This window comes from Pacificoceanicola niger, assembly GCF_048553275.1.
Lineage (GTDB): Bacteria > Pseudomonadota > Alphaproteobacteria > Rhodobacterales > Rhodobacteraceae > Pacificoceanicola.
The window spans coordinates 1-24,297 of the sequence record NZ_JBLZMW010000022.1 but is presented as its reverse complement, the minus strand read 5'-3'; the positions used below and the strand labels follow the sequence as shown (position 1 = coordinate 24,297).

The following is a 24,297-nucleotide window of genomic DNA, read 5'->3' as shown; positions in this document are numbered from 1 at the left end:
ACAAAACCGATTGACGCCACATCAACCGCCGCGATGTCCGGGTATTTACGAGACGACCAACAGACCGCTCCGGATTTGCCGGTCCATCTGCGGCACAGGCGACCCAAGTCCCGTTGCGACGCCGACTGCTCGCCGCAATGCGAGATACCAACGGAAAAAGGGCTGGCACATCGCTGTGCCAGCCCTTTTGTATTCCATCGCGCGAAAGGGTCAGCTGTCGAGCTGCGCCGCAATCTGTGCCTTGACCTCGTCCATGCTCGCCATGCCATCGACCCGGCTGTACATGCCCTTGGCATAGTAATAGCCAACCAGCGGCGACGTCATCTTGTAATACGCGGCCAGACGGGTGCGCAGGCTTTCCTCGTTGTCGTCCGCGCGAACCGGCTTGCCGGCAGCGGCAGCCTCTTCGGCGCGGCCAACGATCCGGGATACCAGGACATCGTCCTCGACGCGCAGCTCGATCACCCGGTCGAGAGTCTTGCCCATGTCCGCCAGCAAATCACCCAGCGCATCCGCCTGTTTCAGCGTTCGCGGAAAACCGTCGAAGATGAACCCCGGCGCATCGACCGTCTCCAGCTTCTCGCGGATCAGGCCGATAACGATCTCGTCGGTGACAAGCTCACCACGATCCATCACCTCGGCAACCTGCTTGCCCATCTCGGTTCCGCTGCTCTTGGCTTCGCGCAGCATGTCCCCGGTCGAAAGCTGAACCATGCCGCGCTCCGCCACGAGGAATTGCGCCTGGGTTCCTTTGCCCGCTCCGGGCGGTCCAAGTAGAATGATGTTCATCGCCGTGCCGGCCCCTTGTTCTTGCGGGCCTTACCCTTACCGCGAAGCTGCGATTTCTGAATAAGACCTTCGTATTGATGCGCGAGAAGGTGGCTTTGCGCCTGCTGGATGGTGTCCATCGTCACGCTCACGACAATCAGCACCGAGGTGCCGCCGAAGTAGAACGGAATGGCCAGCTGACCGCGCAGGATCTCCGGGAGCAGACAGACCGCCGCCAGATATGCCGAGCCAAGCACCAAGATCCGGTTGACCACGTATTCGAGATACTCCGCGGTCCGTTTGCCCGGGCGAATGCCGGGAACAAAGCCATTCTGGTTCTTCAGGTTGTCCGCCACTTCGTCCGGCTTGAACGACACGTTGAACGTGTAGAAATAGGCAAAAAACACGATCATCGAAGCGAAGAACAGCAGATACAGCGGCTGTCCGGGGCCGAAGTAGGCGAGGATCGTCGACATGATCGGTCCCGCGTCATTGCCCGAGAAGGTGCTGATCGTGACCGGCAGAAGCAGCAGCGAAGAGGCGAAGATCGCCGGAATCACGCCCGCCGGATTGACCTTGACCGGCAGGTTGCTGTTCTGCGCTTCGGTCATCTTCATCCCGACCTGACGGCGCGGGTACTGTATCGTGATCTTGCGCAGGGCGCGCTCCATGAACACCACGAAGGCGATCACCCCGACAACCATCAGGATGACCCCGACGATGACGGCCGGGCTCACGGCGCCGGACCGGCCGCTCTCGAAGAACTGCGCCATCGCGGCGGGAACCTCGGCGATGATCCCGACGAAGATGATCAGCGAGATACCATTGCCGAGGCCGCGCGCGGTGATCTGCTCGCCAAGCCACATCAGGAACATGGTGCCGCCAACCAGCGTGATGATCACGCTTGCGCGGAAGTACCAACCCGGATCATGGGCAAGATCGCCCGCCTCCAGCGACGCGGCCAGGCCATAGGCCTGAAACAGCGCCAGCGCGACGGTGCCGTAGCGCGTGTACTGGTTGATTTTCTTGCGCCCTTGCTCGCCTTCCTTCTTCAGCTGCTCCAGGGCCGGAACCATGCTGGTCAGAAGCTGAATGATGATCGAGGCAGAGATATAGGGCATGATGCCAAGGGCAAAGATGCCCATGCGCCCCAGCGCCCCGCCGGTGAACATCGACACCATGCCGCCGATCCCCTGCCCGGCCTGCTCCATGAATTCGCGCAGCGCCGCGCCGTCGATCCCGGGAACCGGGATGAAGGTGCCAAGGCGATAAACGATCAGCAGGCCAAGGGTGAAGAGGATGCGGTTGCGCAGGTCGGTGGCTTTGCCTAGCGCCGCCCAACTGGTGTTGGCGGCCATCTGCTCTACTGCGGATACCATGCGGGTCTCTCTTTTGAATGCAAACGCCGCCTCGATGCGTTTTCCAGCATCAGGCGGCGCTCAGTTTGGAAAACTGGGGTCTATGTAAGCGGCGCGATGGCCGCTCACAACCAATTATTCGGCAGCAGCCGCCACGGTGAGGGCGCCACCGGCCTTTTCGACCGCCTCGATGGCTGCCTTGGACGCGCCGGTCACGGTGATCGTGGCCTTCGTGGTCAGCTCACCTTTGGCCAGAACACGGATACCGTCGAGCTTGCGGCGCACGGCGCCGGACGCGATCAGCGCCTCTTCGGTGATGTTCGCCGCGTCGAGCTTGCCGGCGTCGATGAACTTCTGGATGATGCTCAGGTTGATCACGGCATAGGATTTGCGGTTCGGCTTGTTGAAGCCACGCTTGGGCAGACGCTGGTAGAGGGGCATCTGGCCGCCTTCGTAGCCATTGATGGCCACACCCGAACGCGACTTCTGACCTTTGATACCACGGCCACCCATTTTACCCATGCCGGAGCCAGGGCCACGGCCAATGCGTTTCTTACGCTTGGTTGCGCCTTCGTTGTCGCGCAGTTCATGCAATTTCATCGTGCTTCTCCTTGCCGGATGTGCCCCCCGAAGCGAATGGGGCAACCACGGCTTTTCTTGGTTATGTGAATCGGGTCCCGAAGGACCACCGGGGGCGTATAGACGCGCAGACGCCGCCGTTCAAGTCTCTTTCCAGTGCCACGGGTCCCGCACGTCCGGTTCCGCCCGCCTCGATGTGCGCCGCGTGGAAGAAATGAACACGGGCCCCCGATCAATCAGTCCAACGCAACACCCCGATCCCGCCCTCGTCCACCAGATAGGGCGCGCGCGGGACGGGCCCTGTCGGCACGGCGGACAACAGTTTGAACGGCGGCGGGAACGGAGCGGTGACTTCCATCGACTTCGTGAGGACCTCCCGCTTGAGAGTCTCGCGGTCCACCCACGCCGGACCCCGCGCCCCGCTGTCTGGGAAGCCCACCATGGCATCCCGCCGACAGACTGTTTCGAGAACCCCGAAAGCGCTCGGGTTTGAACGCCCAATCCGCGCACCATCCGAGCCGAAGAACCTCTGCGCCTCCATGATCTGGAGCAACGCCGTTGCCACCGCGTTTTGACAGGCCGGGTGACGCAACATGACCTGCAGACAGTCGAAGGACACGTCGAGGTCGTAGTTCATGCCACAAACCACCTGTATCCAGAGCGACGGATCAACATGACTCTCCAGGAATCCTGCCATCGCGTCCGGCGGCGCGAGGATCTCGATCTCCCAACGCCGTCCCGTTGCCATGCTCCACTGCATCATGCGACCGGCACCATCCGGCAATCCATCCGGCCCGATCGTAGGCGGTTCCAAGACGATCTCCCTATTTTTCCGGCCAAGGTGTCGCAATCTGCACGCCATCTCAACCCTTGCCGCACCGCCGCATTGACTCCCCGTCGCTTTTGCCCCATATACCAGCCAACTGCCGCACCCGCCGCGTGAGCGGGGCCGCTGGGCCTATGCCCGCAGGCAGTTTTCTCAACCGGTACCCAATTCACGCGGGGGGCCATCGCCTTGGCGGTGCTTGCGGCAATTCTGCTCATGGACCCGAGCCTCTGGCGTAACCCACGTGACGATCTGCCCGACGGCGAGCAGACGCATGGACGTGCAGGGCGCATGCCTTGCCGAATAAGGACATTCTTTTGGATTTCGAATCTCTGGGGCTGCCGCCCCGCATCCTCGCCAACCTGGCCGAGCTGAAAATCACCGACCCGACCCCGATCCAGCAGCAGGCGATCCCCGCCGCGATGGAAGGCCGTGACGTCATGGGCCTCGCCCAGACCGGCACCGGCAAGACCGCAGCCTTCGGTCTGCCGCTCATGTCCGCGCTGTCGCGCATCGAAGGGCGCCCGGCGCCCAAGACCGTGCGCGGTCTGATCCTTGCGCCCACGCGCGAGCTGGCCAAGCAGATCGTCGACAACCTGCGCGCCTATGCCGATGGCACACAGGTCCGCATCAACCTCGTGGTTGGCGGCCAGAGCCTCAACGCGCAGGCCAACAAGCTGTCCAAAGGGTGTGACCTTCTGGTTGCCACCCCAGGCCGCCTGATCGACCTGATCGACCGCAAGGCCGTCTTCCTCGACAAGACCGGTTTCCTCGTCCTAGACGAGGCCGACCAGATGCTCGACATGGGCTTCATCCACGCGCTGCGCCGCATCGCGCCGCTGCTGCGCAAGGATCGTCAGACCATGCTCTTCTCGGCCACCATGCCGAAGCAAATGAACGAGCTGGCACAGGCTTACCTGAAAGATCCGTTGCGCATCGAAGTCTCGCCTCCGGGCAAGCCGATCGAAAAAATCGAGCAGTCGGTCCACTTCGTCGAGCAGGCGCACAAGCCCAAGATGCTGGTCATGCACCTCGATCGTCACCGCGACGACGCGGCGCTGATCTTCTCGCGCACCAAGCACGGCGCCGAGCGTCTGAAGAAGAACCTCGAAGCCCAGGGCTTCAAGGCCGGCTCCATCCACGGCAACAAATCGCAAGGTCAGCGTGACCGCGCACTGGCCGCCTTCCGCGATGGAGAGCTGAAAGTGCTCGTGGCCACCGATGTCGCCGCGCGCGGCATCGACATTCCCGCCGTGCGTTACGTCTACAACTACGACCTGCCGAACGTGCCGGACAATTATGTCCACCGCATCGGCCGGACCGCCCGCGCGGGCCGCGACGGCACCGCCGTTGCCTATTGCTCGCCCGAGGAGATGATGGAACTCATCGCCATCCAGAAGGTCATGAAGCGCGACATCGACGTGGCCTCAGGCGATCCCTGGCAGGATTATCCGACCAAGAAGAAAGCCAATGGCGGCGGTGGTCGTGGACGCGGTCGCGGAAATGGCGGCGGCGGTGGCGGCGGTGGCAAACCGCAGGGCCAGGGCCGTCCCGGCAACAAATCCAGCGGCCCCAAGCGCAATCGTCGCTCCGGCGGCGGCGGTGGTCGATCCTCCCACGCGGCATGAACCACAAAGGCCGGAGCGCAATGCTCCGGCCTTTTGCATTTACGGGCCGCCCTCTGCCCGGGATCACAGCCGACCTCGGGTCCGAGGCGCTACCGCACCGACACCGGCAGGCTCGCAAAGCCCCGGAACCGCGCCAGCGGCACCCGGCTGCGCGGGCCGGTCTGGCGGATCTTCGGAAAGCGCCGGACCAGCCCGCCAATCGCAATCCGCCCTTCGACCCGCGCCAAGGACGCCCCCAGACAGACATGAATCCCCGTAATAAAGGCGATCTGTTTGTTCGGCTTGCGCGTGATATCCACCGCATCCGGATTCTGGAACACCTCTGGATCGCGGTTCGCCGCAGCAATCGAAGTGTGGATGTACGTGCCCTTCGGGATCACCACTGTGCTGAGCGCGATATCCTCCCCGGCCAAACGATTGCCAATCTGTAGCGGGCTCTCGATGCGCAGGAATTCTTCCACGGCCGAACCGATCAATTCCGGCTGCGCACGCAGCAGGCGATGCTGATCCGGCGCATCGAACAGCGTTCCCATCGCGTTGCCCACCAGGCTGGTCGTCGTCTCATGCCCGGCGTTGAGCAAGAAAATGCAGTTCTGCACCAGCTCCTCTTGCGTCAGCCGCCGCCCATCATGCTCGCCAAAGATCAGACTTTCCAGAACCTCGCCCTGATGGCCGCCATCCCGGTGCCTGCGCCGATGGTCAATCAACTCTGTCAGGATCGCACCGAATTCCTCGACCGCCCTGTTGCCCTCGGCGAGCCGCTCGGGCGGCACCACCGGGTCGAGCGCCCCCAGAATGGCGAGCGAATAGCCCCGCAGCCGCGCGCGGTACTCTTCCGGAATACCAAGCATGAAGCTGATGATCTCCGTTGGCAGCACCTTGGCGAAATCCTCGATCAGATCGAGCTCGCCCAGATCCTCCACCCGGTCCAGAAGCCGCGCCACGATCCCCTCGATCAGCGGCTCGAACTCCGCCAGCTTGCGCGGCGTAAAGGCCCCGGCGATCAGCTTGCGCACCACCGTGTGATAAGGCGGATCGTTGAAGATCAGAGAGGTCGTGTGATGGGTGTGGAGCGGGCACTTCCCGAATTTCTCACCAAAGGCCTCGGTCTTGTCCGACAGCATGTCGCGCGAGCGGTAGACCTTGAGTACGTCCTCATAGCGCGTCAGGTAGACCGAGCCATCGGCATTGCGGAACACAGGCTGCTCGCGCCGCAGGGCATGCAACACCGGGTGCGGATCCTCGATGAAATCCCGGTCAATGCGGTTCAGATCGAACCTGCTCAGATCAATATGCATACAAACCATCCTCCCGCCCCCACCCTGTGCCAGCCTTAGGGACAAGGCAACGAAAAAGGCGCCCGACATGCGGACGCCTTCCGAAGCGGGTGCGGGGCACAGCCCCGCCCTACGAAAGCGGTCAGCCCAGCTCGCCGGGCTTGTACCAATCTCCCATCTGCACCTTGGACGCCTCGCCGACCATGTTGGCAAACTCTTCGGGGTCCTGCGTGCCGCCATCGCGGCCGCGATAGTGATACGGGTAGACATAGGTCGGGCCGAAGGCCTTGACCGCATCCGCCGCGGCACTGGCCTCCATGGTGAAAGGCAGGTTCATCGACACGAAAGCCAGATCAATGTTCTCCAGCGCACGCATTTCGGGCGTGTCCTCGGTGTCGCCGGAGATATAGATGCGGAAATCCCCCATGGTCAGCACATAGCCGTTGTCGCGCCCCTTCGGGTGGAAGTTGGTTCGGCCCTCGGTGATGTTGTAGGCCGGGATCGCATCAATGGTCATCTCTTCCCAATCGTGGCTGTCGCCGTTTGCCATGCTCATCGCCTGACCTTTCAGGCCTTCGGGAAGCATGTCGTAAACCGCCGGGTTGGTGATGATCGGCGCGGAACCGGCCACGGCGGTCAGAACCGCCTCGTTGTAGTGGTCGCCGTGCTCATGCGTCACCAGGACCAGATCGGCACTCGGGAAGCCTTCATACTCGGAAACCTCGCCCACCGGATCAACGTAGATCACGCCCTTGGGGGTCTCCAGCACGACCGACGCGTGATGCACCGGATGCACGGTCACCGGCCCCATATCGGTCTCGAACATGTCACCGCCATGCGCGGCGGCCTGGGCCTTGAACGGCAGAATGGTGATCACACCGGTCACGGCGGCGGCACTGGCCAGAAAATGGCGTCGGGTCTGTGTCATGGATGTCGCTCCCTATAATAGCTGCGACGAAGGGTAGCGCCGGGATGCAAGGCGGCAAGGCAGGTCGTTCACAGTGGTGTGAAGTCCTTAAAGCCGCCGATAGGCCGCTGCGTGTTGAGCCGGATCGCTGCGGGACAGTTTATCACCAGCCTCCCAGCGCAAAGCCGCAGCGGGCAGCACGGAAATCGAACCGATCTTGGCGACCGCTTGCTTGCGAATAAACCGGTTGATCCGAGCGGAGATACACGTGATTTCCTGGAAATCCCAAGTCGGTTCGCCCGGCTCACGCCAAACCGCCGCCCGCGTTGCGGAGTTGTGGTTGGTCAGGGATGGGAGTGGCGCTGTGCGGGCGTCCGCCAGATAGACTTGGATCAATCCAAGTCCTGTAGCATGCTCCCGCGCTCCACAGAACCTGCGCGGCAAGAGCGCGGCGCAGGCATGGGCGACATCCGGAGGTTCAGGTAGACCGCAGTAGAGCGCTGGCCATTGGCAAAGCGGCGGTCGAACTGCTGGATAACGGTGTCAGCATATTCAAACCGCTTCAACGCTTTACCGGGGTCGGACGCGTATTCCCAAACCTCTATCCCCAGCTCTACCGAAACGAAATCAACTATGGGCCGATGATCGCCCGGCAAAGCATACCACTGACAATGCAGCATAACGGCTCTCCAAGACAAAGAAACGCCGCCCCAGATGGGACGGCGTCAATGACTTGGGCAAGACCCTTGGTCTCAGCCGCGCTCTTCGACGATCTCGACGAGGTGCGGGATCGAGCGGACCATGCCACGCACGGACGGCGTGTCTTCCAGCTCGCGGGTCTTGTGCATCTTGTTCAGACCCAGGCCAATCAGCGTTTCACGCTGCTTGGCGGGGCGACGGATCGGCGAACCGATCTGCTTGACGACGATGGTTTTTGCCATGGATCTCAGGCCTCCTCAGCGACTTGGCTGGATTCCTGGGGCGCTTCGTCACGCTTGGGCAGGATGTCCGCCACTTTCTTGCCGCGACGCTGTGCAACGTTGCGCGGGCTCTGCTCTTTCGAGAGACCGTTCAGCGTGGCGCGGATCATGTTGTAGGGGTTCTGCGAACCGATCGACTTGGCGACCACGTCCTGAACGCCGAGCATTTCGAACACGGCACGCATCGGACCACCGGCGATGATCCCGGTACCGGTCGGGGCGGTCCGCATGACCACCTTGCCCGCGCCATGACGGCCTTCGATGTCGTGGTGCAGGGTGCGGCCCTCTTTGAGCGGCACGCGCATCATCTGACGTTTGGCTTGCTCGGTGGCTTTGCGGATGGCCTCGGGGACCTCCTTCGCCTTGCCTTTGCCAAAGCCGACGCGGCCCTTCTGGTCACCGACAACCACGAGTGCGGCGAAGCCAAAGCGCTTACCACCTTTCACGGTCTTGGAGACGCGGTTGATCGCGACCAGGCGATCTGCGAATTCCGGTGCCTCGTCGCGGTCGCGACGGTTGCCCCGGCGGTTATCACGTTCTGCCATTGTGGCATTCCTTCATTACTGGGTGGCGCGGCTGGCGCGGCGCCGGTTTCTCCAATCCAGGTGAGCCTTGGCGCTCCCGGATCATCGAGGCCTCGCGGCCTTCAAACGCAAGGCGGGGTAAATAACCCCGCCCTACTGAGCGACAGTCCGTAGGGCGGGGTTGTACCCCGCACCCGCAGTCCGTCAGATCTTCAGACCACCCTCACGCGCGGCATCGGCCAGAGCCTTTACCTTGCCGTGGAACAGGAAGCCCCCGCGGTCGAAGTAGGCTTCGGTCACGCCGGCGGCTTTCGCACGCTCGGCGATCGCTGCGCCAACCTTGGCGGCCGCTTCGACGTTGTTCTTGCCCACAACACCCAGATCCTTTTCGAGGCTGGATGCAGAAGCCAGAGTCGTGCCCTGAACGTCGTCGATCAGCTGAACGCTGATGTTCTTGTTCGAGCGGTGAACCGAAAGGCGAACGCGACCCGCGTTGACCTTGCGAAGCTTGCTCCGGACGCGCATACGGCGCTTCTGGAACAGCTGACGTTTGCTGTTTGCCATTGTCTTGCGTCCTTACTTCTTCTTGCCTTCCTTCTGGAAGATGTACTCGCCCTTGTAGCGAATACCCTTCCCCTTGTAGGGCTCGGGCCGGCGCCAATCGCGGATGTTCGCGGCAACCTCACCGACGACCTGCTTGTCGTGACCTTCGATCACGATTTCGGTCGGCTTCGGGCATGTGATGGTGATGCCCTGAGGAATGGCGAAATCCACGTCGTGGCTGTAGCCGAGGTTGAGCTTCAGGGACTGGCCCTGAACTGCGGCGCGGTAACCCACACCAACGATCTCAAGCTCTTTCTTGAAGCTGTCGGACACACCGTGGACCATATTGGCCACGATGGTGCGGGACATGCCCCACTGCTGAAGCGCACGCTTGGACTTGCCGCGCGGCGTTACGCTGACCACCTGGCCATCAATGGTGATGGTCACGTCGTCGGTTGCAGTGAAGGACTGGCTGCCCTTGGGGCCCTTGACTTCGATAGTCTGACCCGAAAGCGAGGCGGAGACACCCGAAGGCATTTCGACCGGCTTTTTCCCAATACGAGACATGAGGCCCTCCTTAGAATACGGTGCAAAGCACTTCGCCGCCAACATTGGCTGCGCGTGCGTTTGCATCCGACATCACACCCTTGGGGGTGGAGACAATCGACACACCCAGACCCTGACGGACCTGCGGGATGTCATTGACGCCCATGTAGACGCGACGGCCGGGCTTCGAGACGCGCTTGACTTCACGGATCACCGGGGTGCCGTCGAAGTACTTGAGGCTGATCTCGAGCGTCGGGTGGCCGCGCTCATCGGTGCCTTTTTCGTAACCGCGGATGTAACCCTCGTCCGCCAGCACGTCGAGGACCCACGCACGCAGCTTGGACGCCGGTGTGGAGACCACGGACTTACCGCGCATCTGGGAGTTACGGATACGGGTGAGCATATCGCCGATAGGATCGTTCATCTTATACCCTCCCTTACCAGCTGGACTTCACGACGCCCGGCAGCTTGCCGTTCGAACCGAGTTCGCGCAGGGCGATACGGCTGATCTTCAGCTTGCGGTAGTAGGCGTGCGGGCGGCCAGTGAGCTGGCAGCGGTTGTGCAGGCGGCTGGGCGCAGAGTTGCGCGGCAGCTTTGCGAGGTCGAGGCGCGCCTTGAAGCGCTCTTCCATCGACTTCGATTCATCGGTTGCGATTTCTTTCAGCGCGGCACGTTTGGCGGCATATTTCTCCACCAGACGCTGACGCTTTTTCTCGCGTTCGATCATGGATTTCTTGGCCATGTCTGTCGCTCCTTACGCGTTGAACGGCATGTTGAAATGCTTCAACAGCGCCTTTGCCTGCGCGTCCGCGGTGTGCTCACCGAAGTCGATCGCAGTGGTGGTGACGATGATGTCCATACCCCAGACCTCATCAACTTTATCAAAGTCGATTTCCGGGAAGACGATGTGCTCCTTCAGGCCCATGGCAAAGTTGCCACGGCCATCGAACGACGGCTTCACACCACGGAAGTCGCGAATACGCGGCATTGCGATGGTGACCAGACGGTCGAGGAATTCATACATACGGACGTCGCGCAGGGTGACCTTGGCACCGATGATCATGCCTTCACGCAGGCGGAACGGCGCGTGGCTGTTCTTGGCCTTCGTGCCGACGGCCTGCTGGCCGGCGATCTTGGTCAGGTCTTCGATGGCCGACTTGGCCTTCTTGGAGTCGCGCACGGCTTCGGCGCCACAGCCGATGTTCAGAACGATCTTGTCCAGACGCGGGATCTGCATGTCGTTCTTGTAGCCGAACTCTTCTTTCAGGGCCGCCTTGATGGTGTCCTGAAACTGAGCCCGCAAACGGGGGGTGTAGGTCGCAGCATCAAGCATCAGATTGCATCCCCTGTGGTCTTGGCGAAGCGGACCTTCTTGCCGTCTTCCATGCGGAAGCCGACGCGGGTTGCCTTGCCGTTGGCATCGACGATGGCGAGGTTCGACAGGTCGATCGGAAGCGCCTTGGGCAGACGGCCGCCCTGGGCGGTCTGTGTCTGACGCGTGTGGCGGATCGCGATGTTCACACCGTCGACGACGGCCTTGCCGGCCTTCGGATCAACGGAGGTGATTTCACCGGACTTGCCCTTGTCCTTACCGGCAAGAACGACGACCTTGTCACCTTTTTTCAGTTTTGCAGCCATATCACAGCACCTCCGGGGCGAGCGAGATGATCTTCATGAAGTTCTTCGAGCGCAGCTCGCGAACCACCGGCCCGAAGATACGGGTGCCGACAGGCTCGTTCGCATTGTTCAGGATGACGGCTGCGTTGCGATCAAAACGGATCGCGGTACCGTCTTCACGGCGAACTTCCTTGGCGGTGCGTACGACGACGGCCTTGCGGACGTCACCCTTTTTCACGCGACCACGCGGAATTGCTTCCTTGACCGACACCACGATGATGTCGCCCACGGATGCATAACGACGGTGGGAACCGCCGAGAACCTTGATGCACTGAACTTTCCGGGCACCGGAATTGTCAGCCACATCCAGATTGGTCTGCATCTGGATCATTTGGTTTCTCCCGACTTCCGAGGCCACCCTATGCTTGGGACATTGACCTCGGGGTTTCGATCATACCGAGAAGGCATGACCGCCGATGATTATTCGGCGATCACTTCCCAGCGTTTCGTTTTCGACTTCGGTGCGCATTCGATGATGCGGACACTGTCGCCGACTGCGAACTTTTCCGCTTCGTCATGAGCGCGGTATTTCTTGGTCTTCTTGATCGTCTTCTGCATCACGGGATGCTTGAAACGACGCTCAACGGAGACGGTGACGGTCTGGGCGTTTGCCGTGGAGGTCACGGTGCCGGTCAGAATACGCTTGGGCATTGTCTTACGCCTCCGATGCGGCCGATGCCGCCTTTTCGTTCAGGATCGTCTTCACGCGGGCCACGTCACGGCGGACCTGGCGCATACGTGCGGTGTTCTCGACCTGGCCGGTGGCCTGCTGGAAGCGCAGGTTGAAGGCCTCTTTCTTCAGTTGGACAAGGTCGTCCCGGAGCTGGTCCGGGGTCTTGTCACGGAGTTCCTGGGCGTTCATTCGCCATTTCCTTCTTTCAACATCACCGGAGGGCCCCCGCGTCTTGCGAATCGCAAGGGTCACCCTTTGCCCGGTGGAGTCCGTGGATGAGCGGCCCCTATAGACCCCTTACCCAGACGAGGCAAGCAGTATCATTGTGGGTACAAGTGCCGTAAATGCCCGGATCAGGGCGCATGACGCAACGGAGCTTTTTTCTCATTTCTCATAGCGCGCCAGACTGTTTAAAGACCAAAGCCGCACTGTGTACGTGGAGCGCCTGAATGACTTTATTTCCTGAATGGCAAGCATTTGATATCGCACAGGATTTACTCGACAAAACGGGGAAAGGGTATTCCGAAAACCGTTTTGATCTGTACGAACGCTGCTTCGTGCTGCCGCATGAATTCGAAACATTCCAGGAAACCCGCCGGATCTCTGACGTGAATGAGCTGCGCAAACTCTTCGATAACGTGCGGAATTTCTTTTCGATGCACGGGATAACAGAACTGCACCGCCGTGTCGTCGCCGCGAAATATCTCTCCGAAGACACCATCCGGGCCACCCACGAATCCCGTCTGATCGGACTAGGCTCGCAGCTGCACGCCCCCTACCCCGCCATGGTGACTCTGAAGCGCTTCGGATTTGACTGGAAAATCGCCAAGAGCGCCTATGCCTTCGCCAACAATCCCGCCCAGCAACAGGCGATCGGGGTCGGCACGATCGTGAAGCGGCAAGAGTAGCGACTGGCGGGCTGGGCGGTCACGCCCATTTGTAGTTGAAGCTGACCGAAATCCGGTTGTCGTCCTCTGCCATGTTCATTGGCACCTCGTGCCGCAACCAGCTCTCCCACAGCAGCACGTCGCCGGGCTGGGTCGCCTCGTAGACGAAGGCCTTCAACTCTTCCCGGCACCCTTTCAACCGCGTCGGCGCGGCCATCATCATCGCCAGCCTGGGATCTTCCAGCTTCAGCGCCGCCGCGCCTTCCGGCATGGCCACATAGGTCGTGCCGGAGATCACCGAATGCGGGTGGATATGGCTGCTGTGCGTGCCACCCGGCGGCAGGATGTTGATCCAGATGTCCTCAAGCTCCAGCTTGCGATCGGCCAGATCAAAGGCGACGTCCTCAGCAAAGGCTGCGACATGCTTGTCCAGAGCCTTGACCAATTCCCCAAAGATCGGAAAGCGCCACGGCAAATCCGTCAGCGAGGCATAGCTCGTATACCCGGGATAGCCCTGGGTCTCGCACCACTCCTGACCCGCCTCATCATCTTCGGCGATGGAATAGCACGACGCTTCAAGCTCGGCGGTGTCGATCTTCGGGCCATGCTCGGAGAGCGCGGCACGGTACAAGCGGGTCGCAAAGAGGGATCGGATCTGTGACATGGCCGCCTTCTACGCCCTTTCACCGGCCGGGAAAAGCGCAAGCCGTGCGTCAGGCATGGATTTCCGCAGAGGGGCTGAAGAACACCGCAGTCCTCAGATCATCACCGTCTAGGAACACCCGCGGTTGCCGTGTGCCCGCCAGCGGCGCGCGGCCTCTGGACGATTTTTCGATCGCCAGACGGGCCTTGTTGTCAAACCGCAGCTCAAGACTGTGCGCCTGCAGTTCCGCGCCAAGGATCGTCGCCCCGCACAAACGCGCCATCAAAGCTTCGTCATCCCCATCGGAAATCCAAGCAGTGCCGCCGTCGCAGCCCGGCGCTTCGAGAATGCGCCTGTCGAGTTCGATCCACTCGGAAGCGCCGAAAATCGGGACAACGAACCACACACCGCTGTCGAGCATGAGCCCGAACCAGCCAAAGCCGCCCATGCCATAGGTCCCCAGCACCGTCGACAGCGCCTCAACGCGGCGCCCCACGAGCATTGCGGGAGTCACCCGGGTCGTCGGCAGCGGCTTTGTCTCAAACTCTCCAACGAGCGGCGTTTGCATCGCCTCAGACAAGGGCCGTTCAAGGTCCGGAATCTCATAGGGTCCGGGGACGATGGGCGACGAGACCGGCAAAGTGCGCAGAAAAGCACGAGTCTCACGCGCGACAAGACGCTGTGCGACCGGGTTTCCCCGCTTGGCGGCATTGACCACGCCGAGCACGATTTTCTGGCGCAGGAATGAGAACACGGCGGCGGCCTTTGTGGTGTGAATTACAACCTATGCGGTAATTCTACGCGATTTCGTTGGCTTAGGGAAGCCCCCGGCGCGCGAATGACTGAAATTTCGAAGCAACGATGCAGCACGGGCCACACAGAGGCACCGAACTCTCGCACAGGATCAGGCCCCAAGAAAAGCAGTCAGCCCCCACCGTGACACGGCAGGGGCTGTCCGAAGATTTACCAGTGCAGAAGACTTACCAGTCTTCGCGCACGACCACGCGGGTCTTGACCGGGAGTTTCATCGCCGCGAGACGCAGGGCTTCGCGTGCGACATCTTCGGCAACGCCGTCGATCTCGAACATCACGCGGCCCGGCTTGACCTTGCAGGTCCAGCGGTCAACGGAACCCTTACCTTTACCCATACGAACTTCGATGGGCTTGGCGGTCACGGGGGTGTCCGGGAAGATGCGGATCCAAACACGGCCCTGACGCTTCATATGACGCGTCATGGCACGACGAGCGGCTTCGATCTGGCGTGCGGTCACACGCTCCGGTTCCGTGGCCTTGAGGCCGTAGGTCCCGAAGTTCAGATCAGATCCACCCTTGGCAAGGCCCTTGATCCGGCCTTTGTGCATCTTGCGGAATTTAGTACGCTTTGGCTGAAGCATTTGTCAGTCTCCTTTAGCGACGGCCGCCGGCGCCACGCGGGGCCGGACCGTCCTGGAGTTCCTGTGCCTTGCGGTCACGCGCGGCCGGGTCATGCTCCATGATCTCACCTTTGAAGATCCAGACCTTGATCCCGATGATGCCGTAGGGCGTTACCGCCTCGACATTCGCGTAATCGATATCGGCACGCAGGGTGTGAAGCGGCACGCGGCCCTCACGGTACCATTCGGTACGCGCGATTTCCGCACCGCCGAGACGACCAGCGACGTTCACCCGGATACCCAGGGCGCCCATGCGCATGGCGTTCTGCACCGACCGCTTCATCGCACGACGGAAGCTGACGCGGCGCTCAAGCTGCTGGGCGATGGATTCGCCAACCAGCTGGGCGTCGAGCTCGGGCTTGCGCACTTCGACGATGTTCAGGTGCAGTTCGCTGTCGGTCATCTTGGCGAGCTTCTTGCGAAGCACTTCGATGTCCGCGCCTTTCTTGCCGATGATCACGCCCGGACGCGCGGTGTGAATGGTCACACGGCACTTCTTGTGGGGGCGCTCGATGATCACGCGGGCAATACCGGCCTGCTTGCACTCGGTCTGGATGAAATCGCGGATTGCGAGATCTTCCAGCAGCAGATCACCATAATCTTTGGTGTCGGCGTACCAGCGGCTGTCCCAGGTGCGGTTCACCTGAAGGCGCATGCCGATCGGATTGGTCTTGTTACCCATTAGGCTTGCTCCTCGACTTGACGCACCTTGATGGTGAGTTCCGAGAACGGCTTGTTGATACGACCGAACCGGCCACGCGCCCGCGGACGACCGCGCTTCATGATCAGGTTCTTACCAACATAGGCCTCGGCGACGACGAGTTCGTCGACGTCCAGACCGTGGTTGTTCTCGGCATTGGCGATAGCGGACTGAAGGCATTTCTTCACATCGATCGCAATCCGCTTCTTGGAGAAGGTCAGGTCCGTCAGGGCCTTGTCTACCTTCTTGCCACGGATCAGCTGAGCCACGAGGTTCAGCTTTTGCGGCGAGGTGCGCAGCATGCGCAGCTTTGCCATCGCTTCGTTGTCCGCCACGCGGCGGGGATTCTTATCCTTGCCCATGGCTTACTTCCTCTTGGCTTTCTTGTCGGCAGCGTGACCGTAGTAGGTACGGGTCGGGCTGTATTCGCCGAACTTCTGGCCGATCATGTCTTCGGAGACGTTCACGGGGATGTGCTTGTGACCGTTGTACACGCCAAACGTCAGACCCACGAACTGGGGCAGGATCGTCGAGCGGCGCGACCAGATCTTGATGACTTCATTACGGCCGGATTCGCGTGCCGCTTCTGCCTTCTTGAGGACATAAGCGTCAACGAACGGACCTTTCCATACAGAGCGCGACATATCTTAGCGACCCTTCTTCTTGGCGTGACGCGAGCGGATGATCAGCTTCTGCGACGCCTTGTTGGTGTTGCGGGTGCGCTTGCCCTTGGTCGGCTTGCCCCACGGTGTCACCGGGTGACGACCGCCGGAGGTCCGGCCTTCACCACCGCCGTGCGGGTGGTCGATCGGGTTCATGACGACACCGCGAACGCTCGGGCGGATGCCCTTGTGACGCATGCGGCCCGCTTTACCGTAGTTCTGGTTGCTGTTGTCGGGGTTGGACACGGCACCGACGGTGCACATGCATTCCTGACGCACCAGACGAAGCTCACCCGAGCTTAGGCGGATCTGCGCATAGCCACCGTCACGGCCGACGAACTGGGCATAGGTGCCCGCGGCGCGTGCGATCTGACCGCCCTTGCCGGGCTTCAGTTCGATGTTGTGCACGATTGTACCGATGGGCAGGCCCGAGAACGGCATTGCGTTGCCCGGCTTCACGTCGGCCTTGGCCGATGCGATGATGCGATCGCCGATGGCGAGACGCTGGGGCGCGAGGATGTAGGCCTGTTCGCCGTCGTCATACTGGACGAGCGCGATAAAGGCGGTACGGTTGGGGTCATATTCGATCCGCGCGACGGTTGCGCCGACGTCGAATTTGTTCCGCTTGAAATCCACGATGCGGTAGAGGCGCTTTGCCCCGCCGCCTTTGCGACGCATCGTGATCCGTCCGGTGTTGTTGCGACCGCCGTTCTTCGTCAGACCCTCGGTGAGGGCTTTGACAGGACGGCCTTTCCACAGCTCCGAACGGTCGATCAGTACCAGCCCGCGCTGGCCCGGCGTCGTCGGTTTGTACGACTTGAGTGCCATGCTTTCTGTCTTCCGTTTGCATGCGCGATCCCGCGAGGATCGCTATGTGTAGGGTGAGACGGGTCTCACCGCTGAGTATAGGCCCCCGAAGGTGCCCGGTGGAATGATACTGCGACCAATCGGCCCCAGCACAACAGCAAAGCCCCGGAACGAATCCCGGGGCGATGCGGATGGGGTCTGTTAGGGGATGGATGGGGTGGGGTCAAGTGGAGAAGGCTCCGGACTGATCCAACGGCACTGCCGGTTTTCGCTATTTACAGCGCCGGGGACCGCAAACCGTCACAAACCGCCTTCGCCCGCCCCGATCCCTTTCGGGATTGCTCCATGCGGGCACCCCCGAACAGGTCGGACAGCATCGGCGTTCGCTACGGCCTTCGCAGCCCACAAAGCGCCGCTGGCGGCCAGGCACAGGATCGGGAAATATCCCGACCGCCCGACCGCCACCGTCTCACACGGGCCAGATCGCCTGCAGCTTTTCTCCCGCAAGAATGCGATCCCGGGCCGTCGCCTCATGTGCGCCAAGCTGATCGGCCTGATCGGCGACCGCCACCAGATGCGCGCGCGGAATGCTCACGACCCCGTCGATATCGCCGAAGATCACATCGCCCGGTGCGACCGTCGTGCGACCGATGGTGACCGGAACCTGGCTCTTCTTCGGCTCTTTCTTGCCGGTAATGCCAACCGGACTCGGCGCTGTCCCGAACAGAGGATAGCCAAGCGCCCGTACCTGCGCGAGATCGCGCACCGTGCTGTTGACCACCGTCGCGGCAAGCCCCGCCGTCTTGGCCCCGGAACTCATCAACTCGCCCGAGCAGCTGCCATCGGCGCAGGCTGCATCCACAACCATGATCGCCCCCGCCGGGGCGTTATCAATGGCATTGTGATAGACATCCTGCGGCTCGCCCTTGCGGTCCGACGGCTCGAACAGAACCGTCACCGCAGGCCCGACAACCACGGCACCGGACTCAAGCGTCCCGAACAGCGAAATCCCGTCCAGATAGCCCCAAAGCCCGAGCGCCTCCATGCTGTCGTGCACGTCCCCGGAATACCAGGCCTTCAGCCGCTCGATGGCATCGGTTTCCTCGCGCGTGTAGGCGTAATCAAACATTCGTGGTTCCCTTCATTTCCTTTTCTATCGCGATTCGCAGGTAGTCTGCGGACCGCGCAATCTGTTCGCGCATCAGCGCCTTGGCGCCCGGTCCGTCACGGTCGCGGATACGGGAAAATATCTCTTCATGTTCGGTATAGGCCTCCTCCAGCGACTTCGTCGGCACGCGGCTGGAAACCTGGATCATGTCGTTGATCAGGTTGGCGAAATTCTCGTACATGATCGCCAGGATGCGATTGTCGGCACAGCGGACAAGCGCGAGGTGAAACCCCGCATCGGCATTGACGAACCCGTCGAAATCGCCGTTGTCGCGGGCCGCGCGCATCTGCTCCAGCGCCGCCTCCACGTCGGCATTCACCGGCGTTTCGCTGACCACCAGCAGATCAATCACCTCGGTTTCGATCATCCGCCGCGCTTCCATCAACTGCCGCAGGTATTCCGGCTCTGCCGCCAGTTGCTGGCGCACCGTCACCGCCAGCGAGCCGATGAATTCATTGACGTCCTGACGCACCACGGTCGTGTTGCCGCCATGCCGCCGCTGCACCAGCCCCTTGGTTTCAAGGGCCTGAATCGCTTCCCGGACAGAGCGGGTCGAGACACCGAAATCACGCGCGATCTGGCTTTCGGAGGCAAGTTTGTCGCCCACCTGCAACTCCCCGGCCAGGATCCTGTCCTCCAGCGACGAAAGCACACTGATATGAAGACGTTCGCGCGTGGGCGTCTGCGGCGATGTCGGGCGCATCTCACACTCCTCTGGACAGGGTCCTGCAATCATGCAGCCGGAGCAAAATTCGACAAGACCTGTTGACGCGCTGCTCCGATGACGCTTACGATACTTATGACATAAGTCATATGTCAAGTGTGAGTCTGCTTGGAGGAGCGCACTCACCGGAGCAAAAGGGGAGGACACCACATGTTCCAACAATTCCTTTCGACGAGCCTTCGCGCCGCCAGTGTCGCGGCCGTCACAGTGATCGCAACCACCGGGGCCGCCCTGGCCGAATGGCCGGAAAAGGCCGTGACCGTGATCGTGCCCTGGTCCGCCGGCGGCGGCACCGACGCCACGGCCCGCGCCGTCGCCAGTGCGCTGGAAGAAAAATTCGGCCAGCCGTTCAACGTCGTGAACCGCACCGGCGGCGGCGGTCTCGTCGGCCATGCGGCCATCGCCAATGCCGAGGCCGACGGCTACACCCTCGGCGTGATCACCATCGAAAGCACCATGTACGAGGCCCAGGGCCTCGCCGGTGTGACCCCGGCGGACTATGCGTATATCGGCCGCTTCAACGCCGATCCCATCGCGATCAATATCGCCGGTGACGCAGAGTACAGCGACGCCGCCGGGCTGATCGACGCGGTAAAACAGGACCCCGGTGCCGTCACGGCCTCCGGCGCCAATCGTGGCGGCCTGTCGCATCTGGCGTGGATCGGCCTGCTGGGCAAACTTGGCATTGATCCCACTGCCGCGACATGGGTGGCCTCCGATGGCTCTGCCCCAGCGCTGCAACAGCTAGCCTCCGGGGCCATCGACGTGGTCTCCACCTCGCCCGCCGAGGCGCAATCGCTTGTCGATGCCGGGGAAGCCAAGACCGTCGCGCTGATCTCTTCGGAGCGCAGCACGCTCTATCCCGACCTGCCCACCACCACCGAAATCTTCGGCACCGATTGGTCGCCCCTGCCCTTCCGCGGCATGGCCGGTCCCGACGGCATCCCCGATGAGGTGGTCACCAAGGTCGAAGCGGCGCTGGAAGAGATCACACAGGACAGCGACTTCCAGGCGTTCATGGCCTCGCGCGGCTTCTCCGTCGCCTATCAGGACGCGGCGGGTTTCGAAAAAACCGTGACCTCCGCCTCCGAAGGGCTCGCGGCGGCGATGAAATCCGCCGGGCTGACCCAGTAACCCACGCCCCGAAAAGGACCATTCCATGAGGATCGGAGATCGTCTCTTCGGGCCACTTCTGGCTCTCTTCGGCTTGCTCGTCATCTGGGGGGCCACCCGGCTGCCCAAGGTGCCGGGGGTCCGCTTCGGCGCGGACCTCCTGCCCATGGGAATCGGCATCGCACTGGTGGGCCTTGGCCTGCTGGTGCTGCTCTCCGGGCTGCGTCGCCCCGGCGGGCTGTTGAATGTCGATGACTGGAAAGGGCGCGGACGGGACGGTCTCGCGGCGGCATGGTCGCTGGGCGGCCTGCTGATTGGAATGGTCCTGTTCGAACCCTTGGGCTTCCCTTTGTTCGGGATGCTGTTCATGGCGGTGATGATGGCTTTGATGGGCGCACGCTGGCCCGTCATCGCCGTGGTCTCTCCGACCTTCATCCTGCTGCTCTACTACGTCTTCTCCGGTCTGCTCCGCGTCTCGCTGCCGGCCGGACCGCTTGGGGTGATCCTGCCATGAGTGCCGAAACACTCGCGACAAGCCTCGGCATGGTCCTGCAGATCCCGGTGCTGCTCGCCATTCTCGGCGGTGCGGTCTACGGGCTGTTCATCGGCGCCCTGCCCGGGCTGACCGCCACCATGGCCACCGCGCTGCTTGTGCCGCTGACCTTCTACATGGACCCGCTGCCCGCCATCGCGCTCATCGTGTCCTCCACCGCCATGGCGATCACCGCGGGCGACATCCCCGGCGCGCTGCTGCGCATTCCCGGCACGCCCGCCTCCGCCGCCTATACCGAGGAAAGCTACGCCATGACCCGCAAGGGGCAGGCTGCGCGCGCGCTGTCCATCGGTTTCTTCTTTTCCGCAACCGGCGGGCTGATCGGCGCCTCCGTACTGCTGCTGACCGGGCCTCTGCTCGCGCGCCTCTCGCTGAACTTCTCCAGCTTCGAATTCTTCTGGCTCGCCCTGCTCGGGCTGCTGACCTGCGCCCTGGTCTCCGGCAGCAACCCGGTCAAGGGCGCGGTCTCCCTCGCCTTCGGTTTGCTGATCGCCACCGTCGGCCTCGATGTGACCAGCGGCCAGCCGCGCTTCACTTTCGGCTCCATCGAGCTCACCGGCGGGATCAGCTTCATCCCCGTGATGATCGGCATGTTCGCCTTCTCCGAAATCCTGCGCGGCCTCTCCGCCGCCGGCGCCGCCGACAGGCCCGCCCAGAACACCGACGTCACCGGGCGCGAGATGCGGCCCTACCGGGGCATCTTCGGCCTGCTCAAACGCTACCCCTTCAGCCTGATCCGCGGCTCCGCCCTCGGGGCCTCCATCGGTGCCCTGCCCGGCGTCGGCGGCGACCTTGCCGCATGGATCGCCTACGGCGTCTCTGCCCGCTTTTCCAAAACGCCGGAGAAATTCGGCACCGGCCACGAAGAGGGCCTGATCGAAGCCACCTCCGCCAACAACTCCGGCCTCTCCTCAGCCTGGATTCCGGCGCTGGTCTTCGGCATTCCGGGCGATGCGGTCACCGCCATCGCCGTTGGCGTGCTCTACATGAAAGGCGTCTCCCCCGGTCCCCGGCTCTTTGCCGAAAACCCGACCATGCCCACCGCGATCATCCTGTGCTTCTTTCTCGCCAACCTGCTGCTGTTCCCGCTCGGATACCTGGCGATCCGGGGCGCGCGCCTCGTGCTCGCGGTGCCGCGCAACGTCATCGTGCCGATGATCCTGATCTGCTGCTTTCTTGGCGCTTATGCCATCAACAACACACTGTTCGGCGTCGGCATCATGCTGGTTGCCGGGGTGATCGGCTACGTCATGGAACGCAACGATTTCCCCATTGCACCGGTCATCCTCGGCCTCGTGCTCGGACCGGTTCTGGAACGCAACTTCATCATGTCGATGCAGATCGCACGCGGCGACCTGCTCGGCTTCTTTGACCGCCCCGTCGCGGCGGGGCTCGGCGTCTTTGTCTTCGCCGTTCTCGCGCTGACCATCCTCTCACAGATCCGCAAGGCCCGTGGCCGCAACCGCAACCGCGCCCTTCCGGCATCGCTCAACCACGAAAAGGACAATCTCTAAATGCAAGATTTTTTCTCCGTTCAGGACAAGGTCGCAATCGTCACCGGCGGACTGGGGCAACTCGGCTCGCAATTCACCCGGCAACTGGCTTCCAACGGGGCGAAGGTCGCCATCTTTGCCCGCCGCGACCGCACACCCGAGGAAGTCGAAGAGCAGTTTCCCGGCCTTGGGGCGCGCATCCGCGTCTACAAATCCGATGTCCGCAACAAGGACAGCCTGATCGAGGCGACCGATCGCGTGACCGCCGATTGGGGCGTGCCGGACATCCTCGTGAACAACGCCGGGATCGACAGCAAACCCGACGGCGACGCCGATCAGAACGCCCCCTTCGAGGTCTACCCCAAGAAGTACTGGGACGATGTGATCGAAACCAACCTGACCGGCTGCATGCTCTGCTCGCAGGTGATCGGCGCCAAGATGGCCGAGGCCGGGCGCGGCTCGATCATCATGGTCGGCTCCATGTACGGCATGGTCTCTCCCAATCAGGCGCTCTATGCCTACCGCGAAGAGCGCGACGGCAAGCCCTTCGTCAAGGCGATCTCCTACGCCGCGTCGAAATCAGGCCTGCTGAACATGACCCGCTACCTCGCGACCTACTGGGCCAAGAAGGGCGTGCGCGTCAATCTCGTCACCTTCGGCGGGGTCAAGACCGGCTCCTTCGACAAGGAGTTCATTGATGCCTTCCTTGAACGCGTCCCGATGGGCCGCCAGGCGGATCTCGAAGAATTCGGCCCGATCGTGCAGTTTCTCGGCTCGGAAGCGTCCAGCTACATGACCGGGGCGAACCTCGTGCTCGACGGCGGCTTCACCAGCTGGTGACAGCAGCCCCTCGGAACGTCTGCGCCACAGCCCGGCGCGGACGTTTCAACCTTGGGCGGCGGCCAATTCCCGGCCCGCGACACCGATCAGCACCACGCCCCACAGGCAAAAGCTCAGCCAACCGAGCCCGCTGAGCACCGTCGCCCCGAGCACGCCGCCGACCACAAAGGCCGTTACCGTCACCCCGTGCAGTTTGAGTTGCGCCAGCCGCCGCGCCCGCTCCAGTTTGCCCGCCCAAAGCCCGGCCAGCGCGAGCCCCATGTCCGTCGCGATCCCCGAAACATGCGTCGTGCGCACCCGCGCCCGGCTGATCCGCGTCGTCACCGCGTTCTGCAGACCCAGGACAAAGCTCAGCACAAAGATGACATGCAGGCCGTCGAACAAGTGCCACCCGAGCAGCCCCGCGCCGCCCACGCCCATCAGCACCGCCCCCTCGCCCAGCACCAGCAGCGCATAGATCGACCGCATCCCGCGCTGACGTCCGATCTCCACGGCCAGCCCCGCGGTCAGCGCCCCGGCGACAAAGACCACAAAAATCAATCCGAACATCAGCGCCACGCCAAACCGGCCATTGGCAATGTCATCGGCCATGGCCGAGATGTTGCCCGTCATGTTGGCCGAGAACAGACCGGCAATCTCGAACCCGACCGCATTCAATGCGCCCGCCACCAGCGACAGCATCCCGGCAAGACGCAGGTCGATCATCGGGGTGCGTGTGTCGTCGTCACGGATCAGCATGGGCCATCAGTGCGCCCTTGCCGTCGGCAAATCAAGCGAAGGGCAAAGCGATGAAAAATATTTACCGGCTCACGGCGGCGTGATCGCTTTGGACGCAACGTCACCGCCCGGTAAGCGGGCTGTGCCCTCGGGCCATTCCAAAACGTACCAAACGCGCCGCGAATCGTACCAAACGGTAATCTCCCCCTTTTTAACGGGGTGCATCCGTAGAACTTACGCGGCCATTTTCAGTTTCATGGCGGGTGTGAT

General features: G+C 62.3%; 35 protein-coding genes. 6 read left to right on the top strand and 29 right to left on the bottom strand.

Annotated features, from left to right (window positions below; all coding sequences use genetic code 11):
* Positions 1 to 210: 210 nt before the first annotated feature.
* The 4 genes from ACN2XU_RS21455 to ACN2XU_RS21440 form a co-directional block, all read right to left on the bottom strand.
* A complete protein-coding gene (locus ACN2XU_RS21455) occupies positions 211 to 789 on the bottom strand; it encodes an adenylate kinase (protein WP_419412397.1) in 579 nt (192 codons plus the stop codon).
* Complete coding sequence (gene secY / locus ACN2XU_RS21450) at positions 786 to 2,147, bottom strand: preprotein translocase subunit SecY (protein WP_419412396.1); 1,362 nt, start codon at positions 2,145 to 2,147, stop codon at positions 786 to 788. Before secY ends, ACN2XU_RS21455 begins: the two co-directional genes overlap by 4 nt.
* Positions 2,148 to 2,261: 114 nt before the next feature.
* Positions 2,262 to 2,726 carry a 50S ribosomal protein L15 gene (gene rplO / locus ACN2XU_RS21445; protein WP_419412395.1) on the bottom strand — a complete coding sequence of 155 codons (465 nt, stop codon included), beginning with the start codon at positions 2,724 to 2,726 and terminating at the stop codon, positions 2,262 to 2,264.
* 211 nt (positions 2,727 to 2,937) lie between these two features.
* Positions 2,938 to 3,519: a hypothetical protein gene (locus ACN2XU_RS21440; RefSeq protein WP_419412394.1), complete on the bottom strand. Its 582-nt coding sequence runs from the start codon at positions 3,517 to 3,519 to the stop codon at positions 2,938 to 2,940.
* A gap of 329 nt (positions 3,520 to 3,848) precedes the next feature.
* Between ACN2XU_RS21440 and ACN2XU_RS21435 the strand changes: the two genes are divergently transcribed.
* Positions 3,849 to 5,159: a DEAD/DEAH box helicase gene (locus ACN2XU_RS21435; protein WP_419412393.1), complete on the top strand. Its 1,311-nt coding sequence runs from the start codon at positions 3,849 to 3,851 to the stop codon at positions 5,157 to 5,159.
* A gap of 89 nt (positions 5,160 to 5,248) precedes the next feature.
* On the opposite strand, the gene ACN2XU_RS21430 is transcribed toward ACN2XU_RS21435, so the two are convergent.
* The 15 genes from ACN2XU_RS21430 to rpmC all read right to left on the bottom strand — a co-directional run bounded on the left by ACN2XU_RS21430 (position 5,249) and on the right by rpmC (position 12,476).
* On the bottom strand, positions 5,249 to 6,457 hold the full coding sequence (locus ACN2XU_RS21430; RefSeq protein WP_419412392.1) for a cytochrome P450: 1,209 nt from the start codon (positions 6,455 to 6,457) through the stop codon (positions 5,249 to 5,251).
* Positions 6,458 to 6,578: 121 nt separating this feature from the next.
* Positions 6,579 to 7,364, bottom strand: a complete 786-nt coding sequence (locus ACN2XU_RS21425; protein WP_419412391.1) for an MBL fold metallo-hydrolase — start codon at positions 7,362 to 7,364, stop codon at positions 6,579 to 6,581.
* 87 nt (positions 7,365 to 7,451) lie between these two features.
* The gene (locus tag ACN2XU_RS21420) at positions 7,452 to 7,739 is read right to left on the bottom strand and encodes a hypothetical protein (protein ID WP_419412390.1); all 288 of its coding nucleotides are present in this window, start codon (positions 7,737 to 7,739) and stop codon (positions 7,452 to 7,454) included.
* Entirely contained in the window at positions 7,736 to 8,023 is a 288-nt protein-coding gene (locus ACN2XU_RS21415; protein WP_419412389.1) for a hypothetical protein, read from the bottom strand. The genes ACN2XU_RS21420 and ACN2XU_RS21415 overlap by 4 nt, the downstream gene beginning before the upstream one ends.
* A gap of 72 nt (positions 8,024 to 8,095) precedes the next feature.
* Complete coding sequence (gene rpmD, locus ACN2XU_RS21410) at positions 8,096 to 8,284, bottom strand: 50S ribosomal protein L30 (RefSeq protein WP_419412388.1); 189 nt, start codon at positions 8,282 to 8,284, stop codon at positions 8,096 to 8,098.
* A 5-nt stretch (positions 8,285 to 8,289) separates the two neighbouring features.
* Positions 8,290 to 8,868, bottom strand: a complete 579-nt coding sequence (gene rpsE / locus ACN2XU_RS21405) for a 30S ribosomal protein S5 (RefSeq protein ID WP_419412387.1) — start codon at positions 8,866 to 8,868, stop codon at positions 8,290 to 8,292.
* 183 nt (positions 8,869 to 9,051) lie between these two features.
* Positions 9,052 to 9,411, bottom strand: a complete 360-nt coding sequence (rplR, locus tag ACN2XU_RS21400; protein ID WP_419412386.1) for a 50S ribosomal protein L18 — start codon at positions 9,409 to 9,411, stop codon at positions 9,052 to 9,054.
* A gap of 12 nt (positions 9,412 to 9,423) precedes the next feature.
* Complete coding sequence (rplF, locus tag ACN2XU_RS21395; RefSeq protein WP_419412385.1) at positions 9,424 to 9,957, bottom strand: 50S ribosomal protein L6; 534 nt, start codon at positions 9,955 to 9,957, stop codon at positions 9,424 to 9,426.
* 10 nt (positions 9,958 to 9,967) lie between these two features.
* A complete protein-coding gene (rpsH, locus tag ACN2XU_RS21390) occupies positions 9,968 to 10,360 on the bottom strand; it encodes a 30S ribosomal protein S8 (RefSeq protein ID WP_419412384.1) in 393 nt (130 codons plus the stop codon).
* A 13-nt stretch (positions 10,361 to 10,373) separates the two neighbouring features.
* Positions 10,374 to 10,679: a 30S ribosomal protein S14 gene (gene rpsN / locus ACN2XU_RS21385; RefSeq protein WP_419412383.1), complete on the bottom strand. Its 306-nt coding sequence runs from the start codon at positions 10,677 to 10,679 to the stop codon at positions 10,374 to 10,376.
* A gap of 12 nt (positions 10,680 to 10,691) precedes the next feature.
* Complete coding sequence (gene rplE, locus ACN2XU_RS21380) at positions 10,692 to 11,270, bottom strand: 50S ribosomal protein L5 (protein ID WP_419412382.1); 579 nt, start codon at positions 11,268 to 11,270, stop codon at positions 10,692 to 10,694.
* Positions 11,270 to 11,575: a 50S ribosomal protein L24 gene (gene rplX / locus ACN2XU_RS21375; protein WP_419412381.1), complete on the bottom strand. Its 306-nt coding sequence runs from the start codon at positions 11,573 to 11,575 to the stop codon at positions 11,270 to 11,272. Before rplX ends, rplE begins: the two co-directional genes overlap by 1 nt.
* A gap of 1 nt (position 11,576) precedes the next feature.
* Positions 11,577 to 11,945: a 50S ribosomal protein L14 gene (gene rplN, locus ACN2XU_RS21370; protein WP_419412380.1), complete on the bottom strand. Its 369-nt coding sequence runs from the start codon at positions 11,943 to 11,945 to the stop codon at positions 11,577 to 11,579.
* A gap of 89 nt (positions 11,946 to 12,034) precedes the next feature.
* Positions 12,035 to 12,265, bottom strand: coding sequence for a 30S ribosomal protein S17 (gene rpsQ / locus ACN2XU_RS21365; protein WP_419412379.1), 231 nt, complete (start codon positions 12,263 to 12,265; stop codon positions 12,035 to 12,037).
* Positions 12,266 to 12,269: 4 nt separating this feature from the next.
* Positions 12,270 to 12,476, bottom strand: a complete 207-nt coding sequence (rpmC, locus tag ACN2XU_RS21360) for a 50S ribosomal protein L29 (protein ID WP_419412378.1) — start codon at positions 12,474 to 12,476, stop codon at positions 12,270 to 12,272.
* Between the two features lie 260 nt (positions 12,477 to 12,736).
* On the opposite strand from rpmC, the gene ACN2XU_RS21355 reads away from it, so the two are divergent.
* Positions 12,737 to 13,195, top strand: a complete 459-nt coding sequence (locus ACN2XU_RS21355) for a hypothetical protein (protein WP_419412377.1) — start codon at positions 12,737 to 12,739, stop codon at positions 13,193 to 13,195.
* A 19-nt stretch (positions 13,196 to 13,214) separates the two neighbouring features.
* On the opposite strand, the gene ACN2XU_RS21350 is transcribed toward ACN2XU_RS21355, so the two are convergent.
* From ACN2XU_RS21350 to ACN2XU_RS21310, 9 genes are all read right to left on the bottom strand, one after another.
* Positions 13,215 to 13,838 (bottom strand): TIGR02466 family protein, encoded by a 624-nt coding sequence (locus ACN2XU_RS21350; RefSeq protein ID WP_419412376.1) that lies wholly within the window; start codon positions 13,836 to 13,838, stop codon positions 13,215 to 13,217.
* Between the two features lie 49 nt (positions 13,839 to 13,887).
* Positions 13,888 to 14,571 carry a hypothetical protein gene (locus ACN2XU_RS21345; RefSeq protein ID WP_419412375.1) on the bottom strand — a complete coding sequence of 228 codons (684 nt, stop codon included), beginning with the start codon at positions 14,569 to 14,571 and terminating at the stop codon, positions 13,888 to 13,890.
* Between the two features lie 226 nt (positions 14,572 to 14,797).
* Positions 14,798 to 15,211, bottom strand: a complete 414-nt coding sequence (rplP, locus tag ACN2XU_RS21340) for a 50S ribosomal protein L16 (RefSeq protein ID WP_419412374.1) — start codon at positions 15,209 to 15,211, stop codon at positions 14,798 to 14,800.
* A 13-nt stretch (positions 15,212 to 15,224) separates the two neighbouring features.
* On the bottom strand, positions 15,225 to 15,932 hold the full coding sequence (gene rpsC, locus ACN2XU_RS21335) for a 30S ribosomal protein S3 (RefSeq protein WP_419412373.1): 708 nt from the start codon (positions 15,930 to 15,932) through the stop codon (positions 15,225 to 15,227).
* Complete coding sequence (gene rplV, locus ACN2XU_RS21330; protein ID WP_419412372.1) at positions 15,932 to 16,312, bottom strand: 50S ribosomal protein L22; 381 nt, start codon at positions 16,310 to 16,312, stop codon at positions 15,932 to 15,934. The genes rpsC and rplV overlap by 1 nt, the downstream gene beginning before the upstream one ends.
* 3 nt (positions 16,313 to 16,315) lie before the next feature.
* Entirely contained in the window at positions 16,316 to 16,594 is a 279-nt protein-coding gene (gene rpsS / locus ACN2XU_RS21325; protein WP_010437056.1) for a 30S ribosomal protein S19, read from the bottom strand.
* A gap of 3 nt (positions 16,595 to 16,597) precedes the next feature.
* The gene (gene rplB, locus ACN2XU_RS21320) at positions 16,598 to 17,440 is read right to left on the bottom strand and encodes a 50S ribosomal protein L2 (protein WP_419412371.1); all 843 of its coding nucleotides are present in this window, start codon (positions 17,438 to 17,440) and stop codon (positions 16,598 to 16,600) included.
* Between the two features lie 448 nt (positions 17,441 to 17,888).
* Positions 17,889 to 18,548, bottom strand: coding sequence for an RraA family protein (locus ACN2XU_RS21315; protein ID WP_419412370.1), 660 nt, complete (start codon positions 18,546 to 18,548; stop codon positions 17,889 to 17,891).
* Complete coding sequence (locus ACN2XU_RS21310) at positions 18,541 to 19,290, bottom strand: FadR/GntR family transcriptional regulator (RefSeq protein ID WP_419412369.1); 750 nt, start codon at positions 19,288 to 19,290, stop codon at positions 18,541 to 18,543. Before ACN2XU_RS21310 ends, ACN2XU_RS21315 begins: the two co-directional genes overlap by 8 nt.
* Positions 19,291 to 19,461: 171 nt before the next feature.
* Here ACN2XU_RS21310 and ACN2XU_RS21305 point away from each other — a divergent pair, with 171 nt between their 5' ends.
* The 4 genes from ACN2XU_RS21305 to ACN2XU_RS21290 are packed head-to-tail and all read left to right on the top strand — an operon-like array spanning position 19,462 to position 23,310.
* Positions 19,462 to 20,445, top strand: coding sequence for a Bug family tripartite tricarboxylate transporter substrate binding protein (locus tag ACN2XU_RS21305; protein WP_419412368.1), 984 nt, complete (start codon positions 19,462 to 19,464; stop codon positions 20,443 to 20,445).
* Between the two features lie 25 nt (positions 20,446 to 20,470).
* A complete protein-coding gene (locus ACN2XU_RS21300; protein WP_419412367.1) occupies positions 20,471 to 20,938 on the top strand; it encodes a tripartite tricarboxylate transporter TctB family protein in 468 nt (155 codons plus the stop codon).
* On the top strand, positions 20,935 to 22,491 hold the full coding sequence (locus ACN2XU_RS21295; protein WP_419412366.1) for a tripartite tricarboxylate transporter permease: 1,557 nt from the start codon (positions 20,935 to 20,937) through the stop codon (positions 22,489 to 22,491). The genes ACN2XU_RS21300 and ACN2XU_RS21295 overlap by 4 nt, the downstream gene beginning before the upstream one ends.
* A complete protein-coding gene (locus ACN2XU_RS21290; protein ID WP_419412365.1) occupies positions 22,492 to 23,310 on the top strand; it encodes an SDR family oxidoreductase in 819 nt (272 codons plus the stop codon).
* 45 nt (positions 23,311 to 23,355) lie between these two features.
* Here ACN2XU_RS21290 and ACN2XU_RS21285 read toward each other — a convergent pair whose 3' ends face one another.
* Complete coding sequence (locus ACN2XU_RS21285) at positions 23,356 to 24,048, bottom strand: YoaK family protein (RefSeq protein WP_419412364.1); 693 nt, start codon at positions 24,046 to 24,048, stop codon at positions 23,356 to 23,358.
* Positions 24,049 to 24,297: the final 249 nt, after the last annotated feature.

What these genes read in the sequence shown, in the direction of transcription:
- ACN2XU_RS21455 (WP_419412397.1), bottom strand. Translation starts at nt 789, where the DNA reads ATGAACATCATTCTACTTGGACCGCCCGGAGCGGGCAAAGGAACCCAG.
- secY (WP_419412396.1), bottom strand. Translation starts at nt 2,147, where the DNA reads ATGGTATCCGCAGTAGAGCAGATGGCCGCCAACACCAGTTGGGCGGCG.
- rplO (WP_419412395.1), bottom strand. Translation starts at nt 2,726, where the DNA reads ATGAAATTGCATGAACTGCGCGACAACGAAGGCGCAACCAAGCGTAAG.
- ACN2XU_RS21430 (WP_419412392.1), bottom strand. Translation starts at nt 6,457, where the DNA reads ATGCATATTGATCTGAGCAGGTTCGATCTGAACCGCATTGACCGGGAT.
- ACN2XU_RS21425 (WP_419412391.1), bottom strand. Translation starts at nt 7,364, where the DNA reads ATGACACAGACCCGACGCCATTTTCTGGCCAGTGCCGCCGCCGTGACC.
- ACN2XU_RS21415 (WP_419412389.1), bottom strand. Translation starts at nt 8,023, where the DNA reads ATGCTGCATTGTCAGTGGTATGCTTTGCCGGGCGATCATCGGCCCATA.
- rpmD (WP_419412388.1), bottom strand. Translation starts at nt 8,284, where the DNA reads ATGGCAAAAACCATCGTCGTCAAGCAGATCGGTTCGCCGATCCGTCGC.
- rpsE (WP_419412387.1), bottom strand. Translation starts at nt 8,868, where the DNA reads ATGGCAGAACGTGATAACCGCCGGGGCAACCGTCGCGACCGCGACGAG.
- rplR (WP_419412386.1), bottom strand. Translation starts at nt 9,411, where the DNA reads ATGGCAAACAGCAAACGTCAGCTGTTCCAGAAGCGCCGTATGCGCGTC.
- rplF (WP_419412385.1), bottom strand. Translation starts at nt 9,957, where the DNA reads ATGTCTCGTATTGGGAAAAAGCCGGTCGAAATGCCTTCGGGTGTCTCC.
- rpsH (WP_419412384.1), bottom strand. Translation starts at nt 10,360, where the DNA reads ATGAACGATCCTATCGGCGATATGCTCACCCGTATCCGTAACTCCCAG.
- rpsN (WP_419412383.1), bottom strand. Translation starts at nt 10,679, where the DNA reads ATGGCCAAGAAATCCATGATCGAACGCGAGAAAAAGCGTCAGCGTCTG.
- rplE (WP_419412382.1), bottom strand. Translation starts at nt 11,270, where the DNA reads ATGCTTGATGCTGCGACCTACACCCCCCGTTTGCGGGCTCAGTTTCAG.
- rplX (WP_419412381.1), bottom strand. Translation starts at nt 11,575, where the DNA reads ATGGCTGCAAAACTGAAAAAAGGTGACAAGGTCGTCGTTCTTGCCGGT.
- rplN (WP_419412380.1), bottom strand. Translation starts at nt 11,945, where the DNA reads ATGATCCAGATGCAGACCAATCTGGATGTGGCTGACAATTCCGGTGCC.
- rpsQ (WP_419412379.1), bottom strand. Translation starts at nt 12,265, where the DNA reads ATGCCCAAGCGTATTCTGACCGGCACCGTGACCTCCACGGCAAACGCC.
- rpmC (WP_419412378.1), bottom strand. Translation starts at nt 12,476, where the DNA reads ATGAACGCCCAGGAACTCCGTGACAAGACCCCGGACCAGCTCCGGGAC.
- ACN2XU_RS21355 (WP_419412377.1), top strand. Translation starts at nt 12,737, where the DNA reads ATGACTTTATTTCCTGAATGGCAAGCATTTGATATCGCACAGGATTTA.
- ACN2XU_RS21350 (WP_419412376.1), bottom strand. Translation starts at nt 13,838, where the DNA reads ATGTCACAGATCCGATCCCTCTTTGCGACCCGCTTGTACCGTGCCGCG.
- rplP (WP_419412374.1), bottom strand. Translation starts at nt 15,211, where the DNA reads ATGCTTCAGCCAAAGCGTACTAAATTCCGCAAGATGCACAAAGGCCGG.
- rpsC (WP_419412373.1), bottom strand. Translation starts at nt 15,932, where the DNA reads ATGGGTAACAAGACCAATCCGATCGGCATGCGCCTTCAGGTGAACCGC.
- rplV (WP_419412372.1), bottom strand. Translation starts at nt 16,312, where the DNA reads ATGGGCAAGGATAAGAATCCCCGCCGCGTGGCGGACAACGAAGCGATG.
- rpsS (WP_010437056.1), bottom strand. Translation starts at nt 16,594, where the DNA reads ATGTCGCGCTCTGTATGGAAAGGTCCGTTCGTTGACGCTTATGTCCTC.
- rplB (WP_419412371.1), bottom strand. Translation starts at nt 17,440, where the DNA reads ATGGCACTCAAGTCGTACAAACCGACGACGCCGGGCCAGCGCGGGCTG.
- ACN2XU_RS21315 (WP_419412370.1), bottom strand. Translation starts at nt 18,548, where the DNA reads ATGTTTGATTACGCCTACACGCGCGAGGAAACCGATGCCATCGAGCGG.
- ACN2XU_RS21310 (WP_419412369.1), bottom strand. Translation starts at nt 19,290, where the DNA reads ATGCGCCCGACATCGCCGCAGACGCCCACGCGCGAACGTCTTCATATC.
- ACN2XU_RS21305 (WP_419412368.1), top strand. Translation starts at nt 19,462, where the DNA reads ATGTTCCAACAATTCCTTTCGACGAGCCTTCGCGCCGCCAGTGTCGCG.
- ACN2XU_RS21300 (WP_419412367.1), top strand. Translation starts at nt 20,471, where the DNA reads ATGAGGATCGGAGATCGTCTCTTCGGGCCACTTCTGGCTCTCTTCGGC.
- ACN2XU_RS21295 (WP_419412366.1), top strand. Translation starts at nt 20,935, where the DNA reads ATGAGTGCCGAAACACTCGCGACAAGCCTCGGCATGGTCCTGCAGATC.
- ACN2XU_RS21290 (WP_419412365.1), top strand. Translation starts at nt 22,492, where the DNA reads ATGCAAGATTTTTTCTCCGTTCAGGACAAGGTCGCAATCGTCACCGGC.
- ACN2XU_RS21285 (WP_419412364.1), bottom strand. Translation starts at nt 24,048, where the DNA reads ATGCTGATCCGTGACGACGACACACGCACCCCGATGATCGACCTGCGT.